The organism is Aequorivita sediminis, assembly GCF_032080575.2.
Taxonomy (GTDB): Bacteria; Bacteroidota; Bacteroidia; order Flavobacteriales; family Flavobacteriaceae; genus Aequorivita; species Aequorivita sediminis.
Map to the genome: position 1 here is coordinate 318,244 of NZ_JAVLSO020000002.1, position 18,159 is coordinate 336,402.

The 18,159-nt window shown below is 34.3% G+C and carries 17 protein-coding genes and 1 tRNA gene; 6 read left to right on the forward strand and 12 right to left on the reverse strand.

Annotation, left to right across the window (positions count from 1 at the left end; genetic code table 11):
• Window positions 1-308: 308 nt before the first annotated feature.
• The 3 genes from mscL to RT250_RS04925 form a co-directional block, all read right to left on the reverse strand.
• Window positions 309-719, reverse strand: coding sequence for a large conductance mechanosensitive channel protein MscL (gene mscL / locus RT250_RS04915; RefSeq protein WP_313112671.1), 411 nt, complete (start codon window positions 717-719; stop codon window positions 309-311).
• A gap of 79 nt (window positions 720-798) precedes the next feature.
• Window positions 799-1,908 carry an alanine racemase gene (gene alr, locus RT250_RS04920; RefSeq protein WP_313112673.1) on the reverse strand — a complete coding sequence of 370 codons (1,110 nt, stop codon included), beginning with the start codon at window positions 1,906-1,908 and terminating at the stop codon, window positions 799-801.
• 2 nt (window positions 1,909-1,910) lie between these two features.
• Window positions 1,911-2,570, reverse strand: a complete 660-nt coding sequence (locus tag RT250_RS04925) for a thymidine kinase (RefSeq protein ID WP_313112674.1) — start codon at window positions 2,568-2,570, stop codon at window positions 1,911-1,913.
• 184 nt (window positions 2,571-2,754) lie between these two features.
• Between RT250_RS04925 and RT250_RS04930 the strand changes: the two genes are divergently transcribed.
• From RT250_RS04930 to rsmI, 3 genes are read left to right on the forward strand one after another with little or no spacing between them, the layout of a single operon-like run.
• On the forward strand, window positions 2,755-3,615 hold the full coding sequence (locus RT250_RS04930) for a DUF8457 domain-containing protein (protein WP_313112675.1): 861 nt from the start codon (window positions 2,755-2,757) through the stop codon (window positions 3,613-3,615).
• Between the two features lie 10 nt (window positions 3,616-3,625).
• Window positions 3,626-3,982 (forward strand): DoxX family protein, encoded by a 357-nt coding sequence (locus RT250_RS04935; RefSeq protein WP_313112676.1) that lies wholly within the window; start codon window positions 3,626-3,628, stop codon window positions 3,980-3,982.
• A 3-nt stretch (window positions 3,983-3,985) separates the two neighbouring features.
• The gene (gene rsmI, locus RT250_RS04940; RefSeq protein WP_313112677.1) at window positions 3,986-4,660 is read left to right on the forward strand and encodes a 16S rRNA (cytidine(1402)-2'-O)-methyltransferase; all 675 of its coding nucleotides are present in this window, start codon (window positions 3,986-3,988) and stop codon (window positions 4,658-4,660) included.
• A gap of 33 nt (window positions 4,661-4,693) precedes the next feature.
• Here the strand turns inward: rsmI and RT250_RS04945 are convergent, their stop codons facing one another.
• The 3 genes from RT250_RS04945 to RT250_RS04955 all read right to left on the reverse strand — a co-directional run bounded on the left by RT250_RS04945 (window position 4,694) and on the right by RT250_RS04955 (window position 8,364).
• The gene (locus tag RT250_RS04945; protein ID WP_313112679.1) at window positions 4,694-5,284 is read right to left on the reverse strand and encodes a carboxymuconolactone decarboxylase family protein; all 591 of its coding nucleotides are present in this window, start codon (window positions 5,282-5,284) and stop codon (window positions 4,694-4,696) included.
• Window positions 5,285-5,373: 89 nt separating this feature from the next.
• A complete protein-coding gene (locus RT250_RS04950) occupies window positions 5,374-6,849 on the reverse strand; it encodes a T9SS type A sorting domain-containing protein (protein WP_313112681.1) in 1,476 nt (491 codons plus the stop codon).
• Window positions 6,850-6,918: 69 nt separating this feature from the next.
• Window positions 6,919-8,364 (reverse strand): T9SS type A sorting domain-containing protein, encoded by a 1,446-nt coding sequence (locus RT250_RS04955; RefSeq protein ID WP_313112682.1) that lies wholly within the window; start codon window positions 8,362-8,364, stop codon window positions 6,919-6,921.
• Window positions 8,365-8,551: 187 nt separating this feature from the next.
• Here RT250_RS04955 and recJ point away from each other — a divergent pair, with 187 nt between their 5' ends.
• Complete coding sequence (gene recJ / locus RT250_RS04960) at window positions 8,552-10,243, forward strand: single-stranded-DNA-specific exonuclease RecJ (protein WP_313112683.1); 1,692 nt, start codon at window positions 8,552-8,554, stop codon at window positions 10,241-10,243.
• A 40-nt stretch (window positions 10,244-10,283) separates the two neighbouring features.
• On the opposite strand, the gene RT250_RS04965 is transcribed toward recJ, so the two are convergent.
• Together RT250_RS04965 and RT250_RS04970 are read right to left on the reverse strand one after the other, a co-directional pair.
• Window positions 10,284-11,051: a UDP-2,3-diacylglucosamine diphosphatase gene (locus tag RT250_RS04965; protein WP_313112685.1), complete on the reverse strand. Its 768-nt coding sequence runs from the start codon at window positions 11,049-11,051 to the stop codon at window positions 10,284-10,286.
• A gap of 53 nt (window positions 11,052-11,104) precedes the next feature.
• The gene (locus RT250_RS04970; RefSeq protein ID WP_313112687.1) at window positions 11,105-11,554 is read right to left on the reverse strand and encodes a 6-pyruvoyl trahydropterin synthase family protein; all 450 of its coding nucleotides are present in this window, start codon (window positions 11,552-11,554) and stop codon (window positions 11,105-11,107) included.
• A gap of 106 nt (window positions 11,555-11,660) precedes the next feature.
• Between RT250_RS04970 and RT250_RS04975 the strand changes: the two genes are divergently transcribed.
• Entirely contained in the window at window positions 11,661-12,296 is a 636-nt protein-coding gene (locus RT250_RS04975; RefSeq protein WP_313112689.1) for a 2OG-Fe(II) oxygenase, read from the forward strand.
• Window positions 12,297-12,424: 128 nt separating this feature from the next.
• Here RT250_RS04975 and RT250_RS04980 read toward each other — a convergent pair whose 3' ends face one another.
• Together RT250_RS04980 and RT250_RS04985 are read right to left on the reverse strand one after the other, a co-directional pair.
• The gene (locus RT250_RS04980; RefSeq protein WP_313112691.1) at window positions 12,425-13,759 is read right to left on the reverse strand and encodes an MATE family efflux transporter; all 1,335 of its coding nucleotides are present in this window, start codon (window positions 13,757-13,759) and stop codon (window positions 12,425-12,427) included.
• A 30-nt stretch (window positions 13,760-13,789) separates the two neighbouring features.
• Entirely contained in the window at window positions 13,790-14,305 is a 516-nt protein-coding gene (locus RT250_RS04985; RefSeq protein WP_313112693.1) for a GNAT family N-acetyltransferase, read from the reverse strand.
• 138 nt (window positions 14,306-14,443) lie between these two features.
• Between RT250_RS04985 and RT250_RS04990 the strand changes: the two genes are divergently transcribed.
• Window positions 14,444-14,517: transfer RNA gene (locus RT250_RS04990), tRNA-Ala, on the forward strand.
• 29 nt (window positions 14,518-14,546) lie between these two features.
• Here RT250_RS04990 and RT250_RS04995 read toward each other — a convergent pair.
• Together RT250_RS04995 and RT250_RS05000 are read right to left on the reverse strand one after the other, a co-directional pair.
• Window positions 14,547-15,386 (reverse strand): alpha/beta hydrolase family protein, encoded by an 840-nt coding sequence (locus tag RT250_RS04995; RefSeq protein WP_313112695.1) that lies wholly within the window; start codon window positions 15,384-15,386, stop codon window positions 14,547-14,549.
• Complete coding sequence (locus tag RT250_RS05000; protein ID WP_313112697.1) at window positions 15,386-18,115, reverse strand: PD-(D/E)XK nuclease family protein; 2,730 nt, start codon at window positions 18,113-18,115, stop codon at window positions 15,386-15,388. Before RT250_RS05000 ends, RT250_RS04995 begins: the two co-directional genes overlap by 1 nt.
• Window positions 18,116-18,159 lie beyond the last annotated feature (44 nt).

Here is an 18,159-nt window from a genome sequence, read left to right on the forward strand (position 1 = left end):
AAAGATTTTTACAAAGCAAGCAATGAGTTTGAAGTTAAATTTCCCTTAAGAGGAAAGCCTTAACACAAAGGAGAATTAACCATATAGACGCTACTTTGTGCTATTGTAAATGATTTGAAATTTTATTTCGTCTATTAACAGTTTTGTCAAATTAAAACAAAGAAAAACCCTCTATCTTTTTATTGATAGAGGGTTAAGGTTAGAATATGTAGTGTAGCGGTACTTCAATAAAATTTCAATAAAATCCTTAGATAATTTATCAGAACCACTTAGTAAACTTTATTGATAAAGTCACTTAAGTAAGAAAATTATTTTTTTCTAAGCTCGTCACGAATTTCTAATAAAATATCCTTTTCAGATGGTCCTGGGTCTGGAGCAGGAGCTTCTTCTTTTTTCTTACGTACGTTTGCGTAAGCTTTTACTATCATAAATAAAACAAATCCTACAATTATCAGGTTAATAATGGAATTTACCCATTTACCCCACATAACTGCGTTTTCTGGTTCTACAATTTCGCCATCTGGACCAATTACAGCTGGATCTAATACATACTTAAGATCGGCAAAATCCATTCCGCCTGCAAAATGCCCGACGATTGGCATAATCATGTCGTTAGTAAATCCTGTAACTACAAGGCCAACGGCACCTGCTAGAATTACAGCAACAGCAAGGTCTACGACATTGCCAGTCATAATAAAGTCTCTAAATTCTTTTAACATGTTGATTAGTTTAATGTGTTAGTATTTCCAAATTTAACAAATTATATATACAATATATCACAAAAAATTCAGCATCTGTTTATTTACGGCAAATCACTCTTTTAATACGTTGTGAAATTGCAGTTAGTAATTCATAAGGAATAGAGTTTATAGCTGCAGATAAATCTTCCGCAGTATTTGTAGAACCAAAAACAATAGCTTCATCGCCTTCCTCACACTCAATATCTGTTACATCTACCATTATCATGTCCATACACACATTTCCATGGATAGGAGCTTTTTTACCATTAATAACTACCCAACCTTTACCTTTGCCATAAGAGCGTGGAATTCCATCGGCATGACCCAGCGGTAAGGTGGCGGATTGTGTAGTCTTTTCAGCAATGATACCTCTGTTATACCCAATGCTTTCACCTTTTTTAACTGTGTGAATTTGTGAAATAACAGTTTTTAAAGTTGCTATTGGTTTAAAGTTTTTATTTTCTTCTTTATCGTTGCCAAAGCCATATAATCCTATGCCTGAACGGACCATATTAAAATGTGCTTCAGGGTAATTAATAATCCCAGATGTGTTTGCACAGTGAAGCAATGGCTTGTACCCAAGTTCGGCAGTTAATTTTTCAGAAATGCTTTTAAAAGTATTAATCTGCTTTAATGAGAACTCTTTTTCTGATAAATCTTCAGAAGCTCCTAAATGTGAGAAAGCCGATTTTACTTTTACACTTTTTGTAGCTGCTAGTTTTTTAGAAATTAATGAAATTTCGTCTTCTGTAAATCCTAAGCGGTTTAATCCAGTATTAAATTTTAAGTGAATTGGATAGTTATTTTGGTTCGTTTTTTCGGCATAAACGATGAATTCATCCAATATTTTCAAAGAATAAATACTAGGCTCTAAACATCGATTTACTATAACGTCAAAATTAACAGGAAGTGGATGTAATACCAAAATTGGGGTTTGTATTGCTGCATCTCGAAGAGTAACTCCTTCAATTGGATAGGCTACAGCAAAATAATCTGCACCTAAATCAACAAGTTCTTTGGCGATAGCAACTGAGTCGCTTCCGTAAGCATAGGCTTTTACAACAGCCATAAACTTGGTGTTGTTTTTTAATTTTGAAGTAAGGTATTTATAGTTTTTGCCTAGGGCGTTTAAGTCTATTTCTAATACTGTTTCTGTAGCTTTGGGCATAGTTATGCTTTTTTTCCTGTATTTTCAGGAGGAATTTTATCGTTTAATTCTTCAACATCTTTCACTTCTAGTTTTACGACTTTGTCACTTAACTGTGCTTTATAAAATGCAGCTCGACTTAAGGGTTCATATTCTTCTGTTTCTCCTAGTAAAACTAGTGATTCACTTTTAGCTTTACGATAGCTATAGTGCGCAAGATTTCCTGTTCGGGTACAAACAGCGTGTACTTTAGTTACATATTCAGCAGTTGCCATTAATGCAGGCATCGGCCCAAAGGGATTTCCTTTGTAGTCCATATCTAGTCCTGCAACAATAACTCTTACACCACGATTGGCAAGGTCGTTACACACTTTTACAATTTCATCGTCAAAAAATTGAGCTTCATCTATCCCAACTACATCGCAATTATCTGCCAAAATTGGAATATTTGCAGCGGCAGGCACTGGTGTAGATCTAATTTGGTTGCTATCGTGACTCGTTACTGCATCTTCAGCATAACGAGTATCTATGGAAGGTGTAAAAATCTCAACTTTCTGACGTGCAAATTGAGCTCGTTTAAGCCTTCGGATAAGTTCTTCGGTTTTTCCTGAAAACATGGAACCACAGATTACTTCAATCCAGCCAAATTGTTCTTTCTGATTTACGGTATTTTCAAGAAACATAGTTTAAATTTACACGCAACATTCAAATTTAATATTTTTATCAAAAGGATATTCAACTCGCGGTTTGGTTGAAGTCTTTGTATATCAACGTATTTACATAAGTATATAAAAATAGTTGATGATTACACAAAGGATGCGTAAATTTATAAAAACAAAATAGAAATACGGTTTAATTTAATAAGATATGAAGAAGAAACTGCGAGAGCAATTATCGACAGTCGCAAAGAAAATAATAGCTAATGAAAGTGCCTTTGAAACCACATCTGTTAAGGGGTTAGTCAGAGAACTTTACGATAAATTGATAGTGCTTGAGTATCTTGAGAAACAACTTGAGGGCGATTACGAAACAAAGCCAGAAAAAGAGGTGGAACAAGAAGAATCGTTAGACTCTAAAAGTTTTCGTGAAGAAAATTGGTTTACTGAGCCTGAGCCTGTGCCGCAACCAGAACACAAGGAAGATCTTATTGAACCTTTAATGGAGAAAATTAAGGATATAGTAGCTCAAATGCCTGAAGAAAGCGATAAGATAGATGAAATGCTAGACGAATTGCTTCCTAAAGTTGAGGAACCAAAAATTCCTGAGGAATCGAAAACACCTGAGGAACCTGCTCCAGATACAGCGCCTTCAAATCATATAAAAAATGAATTGGAAGAATTTGCTTCTACCTATCAAAGAATGCCTGAATTTGAAAGAAAGCAAACAAATTTGTTTTCAAACCCAGTTGAAGTTTCAGAACCAGTAGAAGTGAAAGATGTTGAAGAAAAGAGAAAACCTGCGTCTGAAACAAAAGTGAAATCTTTAAACGATGTTGTAAATAAAGGATTGAATGTAGGTTTGAATGATAGATTGGCATTTATAAAGCATTTATTTGATGGGCAAATTGAAGATTACACTCGTGTGTTATCACAAATAAATACTTTGGAAAGTTATGAGGAGGCACAATCTTTTTTAAACGCTCAAGTAAAACCAGACTATAATCATTGGGAAAATAAAGAAGTTTACGCCGAGAGGTTTATGAATATAATTGAAAAGCGATTTAACTAATCGATAATTTATGACAGCCCAAAAATCAATTTATTGGATTGCAACTGGGCTACTAAGCGCTTTATTTTTATATTCCGCGTTTATGTATTTAACGAATACAGCTGTTATTGAAGGGGATTACCAAGATTATCAATATCCAACATATTTAGTTATACCTATGGCAATTGCTAAAATAATTGCCATATTCTTTATTTTATACCGAAAACCAAAATGGGTGATGGAGTGGGCTTATGCAGGTCTGTTTTTTGACATGGCATTGGCTTCTTTTGCTCATTATTTTATAAATGATCCGGGGATAACACTTCCACTTATTGGAATTGTATTATTACTAATTTCTTATTTCTTCGGAAAAACTGTACGCCCATAAACTATGAAGGGAAAACTCTACCTAGTGCCTACACCAATAGGTAATTTAAAAGACATGACTTATCGCGCTGTTGAGGTGCTTAAAGATGTAGATTTAATATATGCAGAAGACACGCGAACAAGTGGAAAACTTTTGAAACATTTTGAAATAAATACCCAAATGTATTCTCACCATATGCACAATGAACATAAAACGGTAGATGGCATTGTAAAGCGTCTTGAAAGCGGTGAAAATATAGCTCTAATTAGTGATGCAGGAACCCCAGCTATAAGCGATCCAGGATTTTTACTAACGCGCGCTTGTGTTGAAGCCGGTATAGAAGTGGATTGTTTGCCTGGTGCTACAGCATTCGTTCCTGCCTTGGTAAACAGTGGGTTTCCAAATGATAAATTTGTATTTGAAGGCTTCCTTCCTGTTAAAAAGGGAAGACAAACTCGCCTTCAACTTCTAGCTGAAGAAACTCGAACAATTATATTTTATGAATCACCTCATAAATTGCTGAAAACTCTAGCACAATTTGTAGAGTATTTTGGCGCTGGAAGACAAATTTCGGTTTCACGTGAATTGACAAAGCTACACGAAGAAACCGTCCGCGGTACGGCTGAAGAAGTCTTAAAACACTTCGACAATAAACCACCAAAAGGGGAAATTGTAGTTGTTGTTTCGGGCAAGAAATAACAAAAGTCTATTTCTCAAATTGTCAATTTAGGATTAGACGTGTTTGCCTTTATTCCATCCGTGTTTGCCGAGATATTGCTCACCGCTTTCAATGGCTCCTTCTTCAATAGTAGTACTCATTGAGTCATTCCAACGATTTAAATAACCAAATAGAAAGATAACTCCTAGCATTTCTACTATTTCACCTTCATCCCAATATTTGTAAAGTTGTTGTTTTATTTCATCATTCACTGCGTTTGGCACCTGACTAGCAGCTAATGAAAAGTCTAATGCGGCCCGCTCAGCCTCTGAAAAAGAAGGGTGAGATCTGTATTCCCAGATGTTTTCGAGTTGCTCTTGCTCGGCTCCATAGCGTTCTGCAGCACGAATAGCATGGGCTTGGCAATAGCGACAGCCCGTGACATTGCTACTTACCCAAGCAATCATTCTTTTTAAAGCGGATGTAACCCGTCCTTCATTCGCCATTACGGCTTTGTTCAGGTTTATAAATGCTTTGCTAATCGCAGGGCGGTGTTGCATAGTGAGCACACTATTTGGACAAAAGCCTAATGTTTCATTAAAAAATTCGGCCAATTGTTTGGTTTCACTGTCGTGGTTTGGAGAAAGGGGAGTAACTAATGGCATAGTTTAATTTAGTTTGAAATCCGAAAGTACAAAATGCCATTCGCAAATTCTAAAATACAAGCTCCAAAAACCGAATAAATATCAAAAACCTAATGCTTCAATAATCGAATTATGCTATTTGAAGTTTTTAGGAAATAGACACCGCTTTGAGCTGAGGCAAGATTAAGCTGTGATTGCTTCTCATTTAACTGGCCGGTTGCAATTATTTTTCCTGTAATGTCTGTTATTTGATAGTTTTCTTTTTCGGAAAAGAAATGGCGCTCAATTATAAAAATTCCGTTGGAAGGGTTGGGGTAAATTGTTATTTTTTGATTTTCAAATTCATCAATGCTCAGAGGGTTATTGTTATGACGTAGTAAAACAACGTCTTCTGGCCCATCATACCAAAATGTGTTTCCAACACTTAAAATCTTTCCATCAGCTTGCATAAAAGAGGTTGTATAATTAAATTCTCCACCTCCCCCATTAAATGAATTATCTTGTGTACCTCCAGCAAAATATCGTAAAATACCATAACTACTACCTTCAAAACAGTCTAAATATTGTCCTCCGATAATCAATCTTTGGTTGTCTTGAATTATTAACCGCGAAATGCTGAAACCTGAAACTGGCAGTAGAACCGTGCCATCACTACCAAAATTGGCATCTGGGGATCCATCAGGGTTATACCTTAAAAAATATGGTTGAAAAACAGGTTCAAAAAGATCTACGCAAGCACCGCAACTTCCAGCAATAACTATTTTATTATCATTTGTGAAATCAAGGCTTGCAGTACTGGAATTCATGGGCTCAAAAGCAAGATTTTTTGTAGTTATTCCATTGCTTCCAAAACTTGTATCTAAATAGCCATCGGGATTGAATCTCATTAAAATAATATCGGCACCGGCAATGTTGTTGCGTTTGCCCAAGAAATAGATATTATTATCGGCATCCGTTTTAATTTCAACCCCTTTAAAACTTTCACCGCTATAACTAGAAATTGCCGCTCCATCTACACCAAAATTTAAATTCAAAGAACCGTTGTTTAAAAAATGGTTTATTGTGATAGTGTTGTTATTTGAAAATTTCAATAACAAAAAAGAGCCATCAGGCAAAAGTGTCATTCCTACATAATTCCCATTAGGAATAGTCTTTATGCCATTATCTGCAAAAGTAGTATCTAAATTTCCGTCATCAAGGTATTTAGCAACTACGAATGTTGAACTTTGATTTTTAGGTCCAGCGGCAATGATATTTTGAGAGTCATCAAAAAACAGATACATGAAATCATCAAAACCATTATCAGTGCTTAACACCAAACCATCCGTACCAAAAGTTGTATCCAATGTGCCATCAGGCATAAATCTTACTAAATATGGATAAAAATTTTCATTGTTTTGAGCCATAGCTCCGGAAACAATTATTTTATTGTCTGCCTGTTCCACAACATTCCACACCAAATCCTGACTGTTGTCCAAATCTATAATTACAACCCCGCCATCTCCGAACGAAAGGTCTAAACTGCCATCCTGCCCAAATGATATAAGCGTAATTAACAACGCAAAAAAGAGTAAAATTTTGTTCATATTTTTGAACATTTAAAGAATAGGTTGGGAATTATCCTATAAGATACTAAATTCTCAAATTTTAAAAAATTAATTTTTCAATAATCTAAATACGCTGTTTGAAATTTTTAGGAAATAGACACCGCTCTGTGCAGAAGAAAGATCAAGCTGTGTTTGCAGTTCATTTAACTGGCCGGTTGCAATTATTTTTCCTGTAATATCAGTGATTTGATAATTTTCTTTTTTATAAAAAACAGAAGACTCGACTGTAAAAATTCCGTTGGAAGGGTTGGGGTAAACTTTAAAGGTTTCTTTCTTATATTTCGGCGTTTTTAATAATGTATTATTAAATTTTTGTAAAACAATTTCTAAAGGATGGGGATTATTATAATAATCTGTGCCCACGGTTAAAAGCTTTCCACTATTTAATATTATAGAATAGTTACTTGAAAGTGATCCAAAATTGGTGCTAAATTGAAAAGTTTGATCTTGTAAACCATTATTAAAAAATCTTGCGTAATGAAGTAAGATACCGTAATCCCAATTTTCAGTATTTGCATTTGCAATAAAACGCTGGTCTGGTAATATATGGCTACTTTCAAACCCTTCAATTACTCCATCTATTCCAAAATCTAAATTTAAAGAAGCATCTGCGTTCAACTTCACAGTTTTTTTAATATATAACTCAGTTACAGGATCTATTTGTCTTGCTCCAATTAAAAAGCTTCCATTATTAAATAAATTAAAAGTAGTATTGAAATTACTAACACTTGGTATGGATGCTGTTCCATTTACGCCAAAGCTGCTGTCTATTAAACCATTTTCGGAATATTTAATTATAGCATTCTCTAAAACGTTTTCTTCTTTATAATTAACTAATATATATATTGAATTATTTTTTACAATAACTTTATTCGCTTTTACCTCATCAAGATAATGAACTGGTAAATCAATTATCCCCTGATTGCCAAAATTTATATCAAGTACTCCATTGCTATCAAATTTTAAAATCTCAATATCTATTGGTCCATAGCCTGAGAATCTTGCTAATAAATAGATGTTTCCTAGTTCATCAATGGTAAAAAAATTAGTATTGCTTAAGACCGAAAATGGTTGAATACGTCCATTATCTCCAAAAGAGGTATTAATAGAACCATCTAAATTATACTTGGTAATATTATAATAAGAATCGATAATACTACTAACTAGTAAGGTGCCATCTGGCATGTATTGTATGTCTAAAAGATCTTCATTTTGGGTGGGAATGATAATCATCCCGTTATCAGCAAATTCTTCATCAATAGATCCGTCATCATTTATTGCCATTATAAAATTATCGGAATGAGTCATTACTCTTCCACCACCTACAAAAACCGTATTATTCTTGCCTTCCGTGATTGTTCCAACATAACTGGTTCCATTGTACACAGTGTGTTTTACAACTCCATTATCTCCGTAACTTAAATCTGGACTACCATCTTGGGCAAAGGAGATCGATACAATTAATAGTAGGGAAACGAGTAAGAGTGTTTTCATAATCTTATAGTTTTAGTTTTAGGCTGAGGTACAATGGTTATCTAAGATAGTATTTTTTTCATTTACTATGAATGTGTGTTACAAATCGAAATTGTGTAAATTTACGGCACTCCCTAGAATTTTATATCAACAACTAATTCAAATTCTTTAGAATTTGGAATTTTAATCATTGGAATTTACGAAGTACATGCGCTGGACATTAAAACCTATACCTGATTCTCAGAAAGTTAACGCACTTTCAAAAGATTTGAATGTAGATCCGTTAGTTGCCTATCTTTTGGTACAACGCGGAATAGAAACCTTTGAAGAAGCTAAAAGTTTTTTCCGTCCAAGTTTAGAGGAGCTTCACGATCCGTTTTTAATGAAAGATATGGACAAGGCTGTCGATCGAGTTCAAAAAGCTATTGAAAATGGAGAAAATATTCTAATTTATGGCGATTATGATGTTGATGGTACCACTAGCGTTGCCTTATTATCTTCATATTTAAAAACATACTATCCAAATGTTTCCACTTATATTCCAGATAGATATGATGAAGGGTATGGAGTATCTTATAAAGGGATAGATTTTGCATTCGACAATAATTTCACTTTAATAATTGCATTGGATTGCGGCATTAAGGCAATCGATAAAGTAGCATATGCTTCTGAGAAAGGTATAGATTTTATTATTTGTGACCATCACAGACCCGGTGATGAAATTCCACAGGCAGTAGCTGTTCTCGATCCAAAAAGAGAAGATTGTGAATACCCGTTTAAAGAATTATGTGGTTGTGGTGTTGGGTTTAAATTAATTCAGGCGCTATCAGAAAAAAGAGGATTAGGCTTAGACGATATTCTGCTGTATTTAGATTTGGTTGCTACAGCAATTGGAGCCGATATTGTACCTGTCACTGGTGAAAATAGAATCCTAGCCTATTATGGTTTAAAGGTGATTAACAGCAATCCCCGTACTGGATTTAAAGCTATTCTTAAAGAGATTAAAAAAGAAACACTTACAATTACCGATGTAGTTTTTATAATTGCACCGCGTATCAATGCAGCTGGAAGAATGAAGCATGGTAATCATGCTGTAACCCTACTTACTGAAGAGAATTTAGAAAATGCCGAGATATATGCGGCAGAAATTGAAGCATTTAATAGTGATAGAAGGGAAGCCGATAAAAAAATTACAGAAGAGGCGCTTCAGCAAATAAAAGATAATGATGAAGAAGATCGAAATACAACTGTAGTTTATCACGAAAGCTGGCACAAAGGTGTTATCGGGATTGTTGCTTCTCGGTTAACTGAAACGTATTATCGCCCAACCTTGGTATTTACAAAAAGCGGCGAAAAGTTAGCTGCCTCAGCTCGCTCTGTAAAAGGTTTTGATGTCTACAATGCCTTGGAAAGTTGTGCAGATCATATTGAACAATTTGGAGGACATAAATACGCTGCGGGTCTTACTTTAATGAAGGAAGATTTCGAAAACTTTAAAAATGAATTTGAAAAGGTTGTTTCTGAAACCATTACACCGCAGCAATTAATTCCTGAGATTAGTGCAGATGCTATGATAGACTTAAACGATATAACTCCAAAGTTTTATAGAATCTTAAAGCAATTTGCCCCTTTTGGTCCTGGAAATATGACCCCTGTATTTATGACTGAAAATTTAACCGATGTAGGTGTGGGTAAATGTGTTGGTAAGGATAAATCTCACTTACGACTTGTGGTAAAACAAGAAAATTCTAATCAATTTACTGCAATAGGTTTTGGTATGGCCGATAAGGAAGATATTGCTTGTAATGGCAAGCCTTTTAAAGCAGTGTATTGTATCGATGAAAACGAGTGGCAAGGGAACGTTAGCTTACAACTCCGTCTTAAAGATATAAGAGAATAATATTTCTGATAAAGCGCTTTTGATATTCTTAAAGCAACATTTATTTTTTGGTAGTATTAAAATTCTGCAACTCGAACTTTTCTCCGTCAAAAACACCATAAGAGTAATAATTTATCCAATCGCCTAGGTTAAAGTAAGTTGAATTTTCTCCAACATTAATTTCCATAGGCAAATGACGGTGCCCGAAAATGAAGTAGTCGTAATGTTTACTTTCTAGTTTTCGCTTAGAATATTGGGCTAGCCATTCCTTGTCTTCTCCAAGAAATTCTTTATCCTCATCTCCAGATATCAATTTATTTTTAACAGAAAGATGTTGTGCTAAGCGCACTCCCAAATCGGGATGTAACCATCGGAAAAGCCATTTAGAGAATGAATTAGTAAACACTTTTTTCATGCGTTTATACCCCTTATCTCCTGGACCAAGTCCATCCCCGTGACCAATTAAAAAATGTTTATTGTTAAACACAAACTCTTTAGGTTTATGATAAACAGGAATGTTTAATTCCTTTTCAAAATAATCGTGCATCCACAAATCGTGATTCCCCACAAAAAAGTGAATTTGAATACCGCTATCGCGAATTTCGGCCAATTTTCCGAGGGTTCGTACAAATCCTTTAGGTACTACAGTTTTATATTCAAACCAAAAATCGAAAAGGTCTCCAAGTAAAAATATAACTTCCGCATCGTGCTTAATGCTGTCTAGCCATTTCACAAAAATCTTTTCACGCGGTAAGCTTTCTGCATGAGTGGGCGCGCCAAGGTGATTGTCGCTAGAAAAGTAAATTTTTTTGCCTTGTGGAATTTGCATATTCAAAGATATAGAAATGACATTTTTGACTAAACTCGGGTTACATTCAAAATTTAATTATCAGCTGCAAACCACTCGGCATAGCTGCTATCCGTTTCTTGAAGCCTTAATGAATGAAGCTTGATATTGTCAGGCAGACGATTCTTAATCTTGTTTGAAAAGTCGATTACCATCATTTCACTTGTAGGCTGATAGTCTACTAAAAGTACACTGTGCCCACGATCACTCAGTTCTTTCGCTAATTCGACGTGAGGTGTGTTCTTATTGAATACCGTAGCGTGATCAAAAACATCGACAATTTCTTCTTTTACAATTTTCTTGAGATCGCTAAAATCTATTACCATTCCAAATTTTACGTTACTGTTGTCCTCGATTGGACTGCCAATAACGGTAACGGAAAGTTTGTAGCTATGCCCGTGAACATTACGGCATTTCCCATCGTAGCCGTATAAAGCATGGCCAGTTTCAAAGGAAAATATTTTAGTGATTCTAATTGTCTGCATTGTCTTAATTTAAAGAATCAAAGATACAGTTTTTGAAAGGAAAAATATTTTTGAAAATCATAATCATTTGTAACCTATATTTGCCAACTTTTTTTAAATCACATAAATGACCGAAGAAATATTTGAACAACTGGAATTCGTTGAAAATCCATTGTTTGAAAATATTATTTCTGATTTAATAAATCAGAAGTACAGTGTTGTAAACAACTTTTTTTCTTTAGAAGAAGTTGTGTTACTGCGAGAATCATTACTTGCAAAATATGAAGCAGACAAGTTTAAAAAATCTGCCATAGGGAACCGTGTTAATGAAGAAATTGATAAAACGGTTCGTGGTGATTTTATTCTTTGGATGGATGAAAAAAACGCCAATGAAACAGAAAACATATTTTTTAATAAGATAAACGAACTTGTTGGTTACTTAAATAAAACGTGTTTCTTAGGAATTTTATATAAAGAATTTCATTACGCTGTTTATCCTAAAGGGACATTCTACAAGAGACATTTAGACACCTTTCAAAACGACGACCGTCGTAAACTTTCGATAGTTTGTTACTTGAATGAAGATAATTGGTTAGTTGAAAATGGAGGTGAACTTACAATTTACACCGAAAACAACGAACTAGATATTTTACCACTTCCAGGTAGAGTAGTGATTTTTGAAAGTCAGATTCTAGAGCACGAGGTAAAGGTGGTAAAAGAATCAGAGCGCTTGAGTATTACGGGTTGGCTTAAAACTCGTTAATTACTTATTTTTAATTTTGTTGTAGATAACAACAGCAACCACCAAGAGTGCTAATATTAAAAATAGGCCTGGGCCACCTAAAAACTTTAAAATATCCATAGTTTAGAATTTTGTTGATAGTAAATGTATTAATTTCCAATCAATGGAATGTATTTTCTTCGGAATTTGATAAGTAAAGCCACTCCTCTATATGCCACCCATACATTCATCGCAATCCAAATTCCTAATAATCCCCATTCCATGTACTTTGAAAAGTACAATACAGGTATAAACCCTAAAAATGTGGCACCCAATAGGACATTTCGCAAATATTTCATTTCTCCCAATCCTTTGAAGATAGAATCCAAAGTAAATGCAAGCGCATTTAATGGAAGGCTTATTAAGACCATAAAAAACATCCCGTATAATATCGTTAATACCGTTTCGTCTTTGTTAAAAATAAGCCCTAGGGGTTCATAAAGCAAGATTCCGATAATCACCAAAGCCATCGAAACTAACAAGTTGTAAAAACTCACTCTTTTAGTCAATTTCCATAAAGATTTGTAGTTGCGTTCTCCTAAAAGTTTTCCAGATAAAATGTTTCCTGCCGCGCCATAACCATCCAAGAAGAATGCAGTAAATATCCATATATTAAAAGCAATAGTATGTGCTGCAACGTATTCTTTTCCTAAATCGGCAGCTTCTCGAGTTGCTAGAATTAGTGCTACATTTAGGGATACAGAGCGCAGAAATAAATTCAGGCTCATAGATACTAATCGGTTAATTTCGTGGTGAAGAGGCATTTTTAGCTTAAGAGAAACATTGGTTTTTTTCATCAGAAAGGCAAAAGCTAAGATTGCCATTATTATTTGTGAGATTAAACTAGCCCAGGCTGCTCCTTTAATTCCCATCGGCTGTATTAAGCCTTCAATCCCGTAAACTAGGGCAAAGTCTAAACCTATGTTTAATCCAGCTCCAAGTGAAGCAATTATCATTGGCCAAAAAGTGTTTTGTAGGCCACGAAAGATTCCAAAAATTGCAAATGTGAATAGCGTTAGTGGAAAGCCCCAAACCCGAATATTGTAATAGTCGATACTGAAATCGAGAACAATGCCTTCTGCATTCATCATCGAGAATATTTCTTCAACGAAGAAATAAGTAGAAAAAAGAACGATTATACTTAAGCCAATATTAAAATATATGGCTTGGGCTGGAAACTTTCCGAGTTCGCTTATTTTACCAGCTCCTAGATTTTGTGCTACTATAGTTGAAATAGCACTTCGCGTTTGTCCTAAAATCCAAATAAGAGCAGATAGGAAAGAACCAACAATTCCGACAGCTGCGAGTGATTCTATGCCAAAATCTTTAATGTTTCCAACCACTGCTGCATCTGTTGCAGAAAGTACAGGTTCCGCGATTCCAGAAATTATAGCTGGAATGGCTAATTGTTGAATACGTTTAAAAGAAATATCTGTAGTACGCATATAACGTGCAAAGCTACAAAATAGGATTTGTTAAGCTCTGTTATCTTTTAAAGGAAGTTCGTAACAGTAAAATGGAAACTCACTTTGGTTTGGGAAATAAATATTTTCTAACTGCTTATATCCACGCGCCCTATAGAACTTTTGATTTCGAATGTTTTTGCTAAAAGTGTCTAGTCTTATTGAAACGATGTTTTTCTGAACGGCTAATTCTTCTGCAAAACCCATCAAATTTCTTGCAATTCCCTTTCCTTGATGCTTCGGATGAACTGCTAGCCGATGTATGTAATAATTATTTGAATTCGGTGTAAGCCATTTCACACTTTTATACTCTTCATCCATTATTGTTGAAATAACGATACATCCTAAAACAATATCTTCAGATATATAAACATACAATTCACCTCTTTCAATATCTTTTTGAAAAGCTTCAGCATTCGGATAGGTATCATTCCATTGAAATATACCAGTGGCTATCATCATTTCACCACACGCTTTGGTAATGGCAAGAATTTGGTTTATTTCAGAAATATTTGCTTTTCGAATCATTAAATTATTATCAGCGCTTTACAAAACTTATTTAGAATATAAAATTATTGAAAGTTTTCAGTGTTTGGCTCACAGTCTATATAAAAAAATAGATGTATATTAAAAAAAGTAGTACTTTCGCAATCTAAATAATCCTATGGGGGATTAGCTCAGCTGGCTAGAGCGCTTGCCTGGCAGGCAAGAGGTCACCGGTTCGACTCCGGTATTCTCCACAAAAAACCACTGCTTTTCAGTGGTTTTTTTATTTAAGAAAATCGATAGTAATTGCTACTGTTTGTGATAATGTTTCAGGCAAGCTATTTTCATCCCAAGGATGTTTTGCGTTAAAAACGTGATCAGCTCCTTCTATGATAGACAATTTGCTATTTTGATTCCAAGAATGAATTGCTTCACCTTCTTTCAATGAAACTGTAGGGTCTTCACTACCGTGTATTATAAGAAGTGGTTTTTTTAATTCTCGTACTGCTCGATGGATTGTAAACCTTCTTTCATTTTCTTTAAAATTCTCGTAAAACTGAAAGTTATGAGGTAGTTGTTGTTTAGTACGGCTATTTTCGACGTGTATAACGCCAGTTTCTTGCCATTTGTAAAATTCTGGGCTTCCTTCTTGAAATCTCGCTTTAAAGTCGCTCACACTAGCCCAAGTTACAACATTATCAATTCTTGGGTCTTCTTGAGCTTTTATTATAACAATGCCACCACCACGACTATGTCCGATTAAGGAGACTTTTGAAATATGTTTAGGAAGATTTTCGTTCCCATTTTCAATCTCGCTTAAAACTCTATCTAAATCATCCATTTCTTTACTGAAATTGTTTTCAGCGAAAGCATCCAAATCTGGAAAATCGATAGGTTGATTTACTGTCCCACCATTATGAGAAAAATTGAATTTTAAGAAACAAAATCCTGCATCGGCAAATTTTTCAGCTACCAAATGCCAAGCTCCCCAATCTTTAAAACCTTTATACCCATGGCAAAATATAACGATAGGTTGAGGTTTTTCTGTTTGCTTGTAATAAACGTCGTAAAGGATTGGTTTCTTACCTTCTGAAGTAAGTATTTGATTTTTTCTAACTATCATTATTCTATCTCTTTTTCTGTAAATGGAATGTTTGGATCGCAAATTTCTAAAATTAGCTTCTTTAATTCAATTGTAAAATTATCTAAGGTTTCTTCGGTGATTAATTGTGTTTTATTTCGGCTTCTAGGTTTGTCTTTTTTTCCAAACTTAAGAAATCCACTACCTAAATTTTTAAAAGAAATTATTCCAGCTTCTGCATTGATTACAGGTATTTCTTTATTCATCATTAAGGCATAAGTAAGGACCTGAAATGCCTTGCTGAATTTGTAATCTTCATTAATTTTTTCCCATTCGGTAATTTCAACATCGCCTTGACTTACTTGCCCTGATTTATAATCAATAATTCTTAAAATTCCATTACACTTATCAACACGATCAACTTTTCCTTGAATATTTACCGGAAACTCAAGTTCAGGTATTGGCACTTCCAAGGTTAAGTCTGTTTCAATCTTTAAAATTTCAATAGTGTTTCCGGCTTCAACATCGACTATTTCTTTGTCTAAGAAGTTTGATATATATCTTTTAGCAACTTCAAAAATGATGAGGTTTTTTCCTTTTGAGAATGTCCCCCCCTTAAAGGTTTTTTTAAATTGAGAAGTAACTTCTTCATCAATTTTGGACTTCATTTCAATAATATGTTGAACAGTTAGAATTTCTCCTTCTAAAGGTTTATAGAAATTTTCTAAGGTGTCGTGAACAATAGTTCCTAAGGTATTAGCAGCGACGGTTTCTTCAACTTCTTCAAACTCATTTAACCTTAAAATTTTCTGAAAATAAAAGTCTAACGGGTTTCTAATATACCCCGTTAAAGCTGAGGGAGAGAAGCCTTTTGATGCAATTTCTTTAAGTCGTGTCATTACCGCTTCTGTCTTTGCAATTTGTTTCAGGGAGTGAGGCTTAATCTGTATTTTTGGAGACAATATTGTTTTTTCAATACTGTGGTTTTTACATTTATCAATCGTTAATTGTCGAATAAAACGACTTTTTTCACCTGTATTAAGACCTTCTGAATTATTGTTGTAAAGTAATGTTATATTTTTCGCGCGTTGTAATAACCTATAAAAGTGATAGGTGTATATAGCATCCTTTTCGGAATAGCGAGGAAGATTAAATTGCTCTTTTAAATCGTACGTAATAAAAGAGGCATTCGACTTTCCTGAAGGAAAAACGCCTTCATTCACCGACGTGATTATAACATTTTCAAAATCTAACACACGGGTTTCTAATACTCCCATTAGTTGAATTCCGTCATATGCATCACCTTTAAAATCTAAGGAAACCGTGCTCGTCAGTTCGACAAACAGCGTTTGCACGCTTTTAATTGTGTTTAAATAAGGGTATTTTTCGTTTAGAGTTGCAATTTTATTAAATACCGAATTTAACTCGTGAAGAACAAGATGTTCAACACTATTGACCTTGTTTTTATCCTGAATTGTTTTAATAATTATTAAAGCTGAATTAACAGCTGTTGAAACATCTTCACTCCAACTTTCAAATAAAAGTTTTAATAGGTTTTTGCCTTCATTTTCTGTTAAGCTTAATATTGTTTCACTTGAAATATGTGTAATATTTTCTTTTACTAATTTTTCAGAAATACTTTGTGCATTCGGTAACAACTTAGAAGCTAATGGATGATTTAATATTGAAAGTACGTCTTTGTAATACAGATTATCTGTATCTCGAAGATGAATTGAAAACAGCAATTCAAAAAATACTACTGCAGGAAAATTTTTCAATGCAACTCCCATAGTTACATTAATGTTTTTTACATTTTCAGGTAGGGAATATAGAAGGGGGACGAGTAAGTTTTCATCGCCTAAAACAATTGCGGTCTTATTAATCTCTTCATCTGATAGTTTTAAAAGTAACTCTCCCACGTATTTAGCTTGCCCAATATTTTTTTGTACTTCTACTAGTTGAATATGTTTGGGTTGTTTAAAATTATTAGAATGTATTTTTGGAGGATTGTTTTGGAAATATTTCCACTCCTTAATGTATTTTCTGATAAAATATGAGGCGCTGTGTTTTAAATCTTCGTAAAACAATAGATCTGTATCCCAATAAACTTTAGTGTTACCGGTTTCTAGTAGTTCTTGAAAGATATATTGTTCAGCAGTATTTAACGCGTTAAACCCTACAAATAGATGTGTTTTATTTCCATTGCTGTTTATATAGTGCTCAATATTTGCAGCGGCTTCCCTATATACCATTCCTTGGTAGCCGATGTTTTCTTTCAATAATAGTGCTTGGATATTGTTATACAACAAGGGCAGGCTTTCCCAGAACTTTAGATAGTTTTCGATTAATTCAGTTTTTACGTCTGAAACTCCCCAGCGTTCTAAAGTTTTAATACTTGCTAAATACCCAAAAAAAGGAATAGTTTCAACTAAATATCGATCAATCTCATTAAAGTCGTTTAGCAGCGTAGTCGCCCAAGTAGCATAAGTCTCAAAATCATCTTTTTGTTTTATCGCAGCTGTACTTTGGTATGCCTGATAACTTTTAAAAAGCAATTCTGTATTATCTATTATAGAAAGGTTTGATAGTTGTTCTATAAACTCTTCTATACTTAAAATTTTGGGAGCGAATTGTGTGTGGGAAGCTTGTTTCTTCAATTCGTTCATTATAAAGCCACCAGCTCTCTTACTTGGTAAGATAATTGTTACTTCGGATATATCCGAGTAGGTGTTTTTTATATCTGCTAGGGTTTCTTGAATGAATGTTACCATAGCCTAAAAATAAGAAACGCCCCCGAAATTCGGAGGCGTTTCAA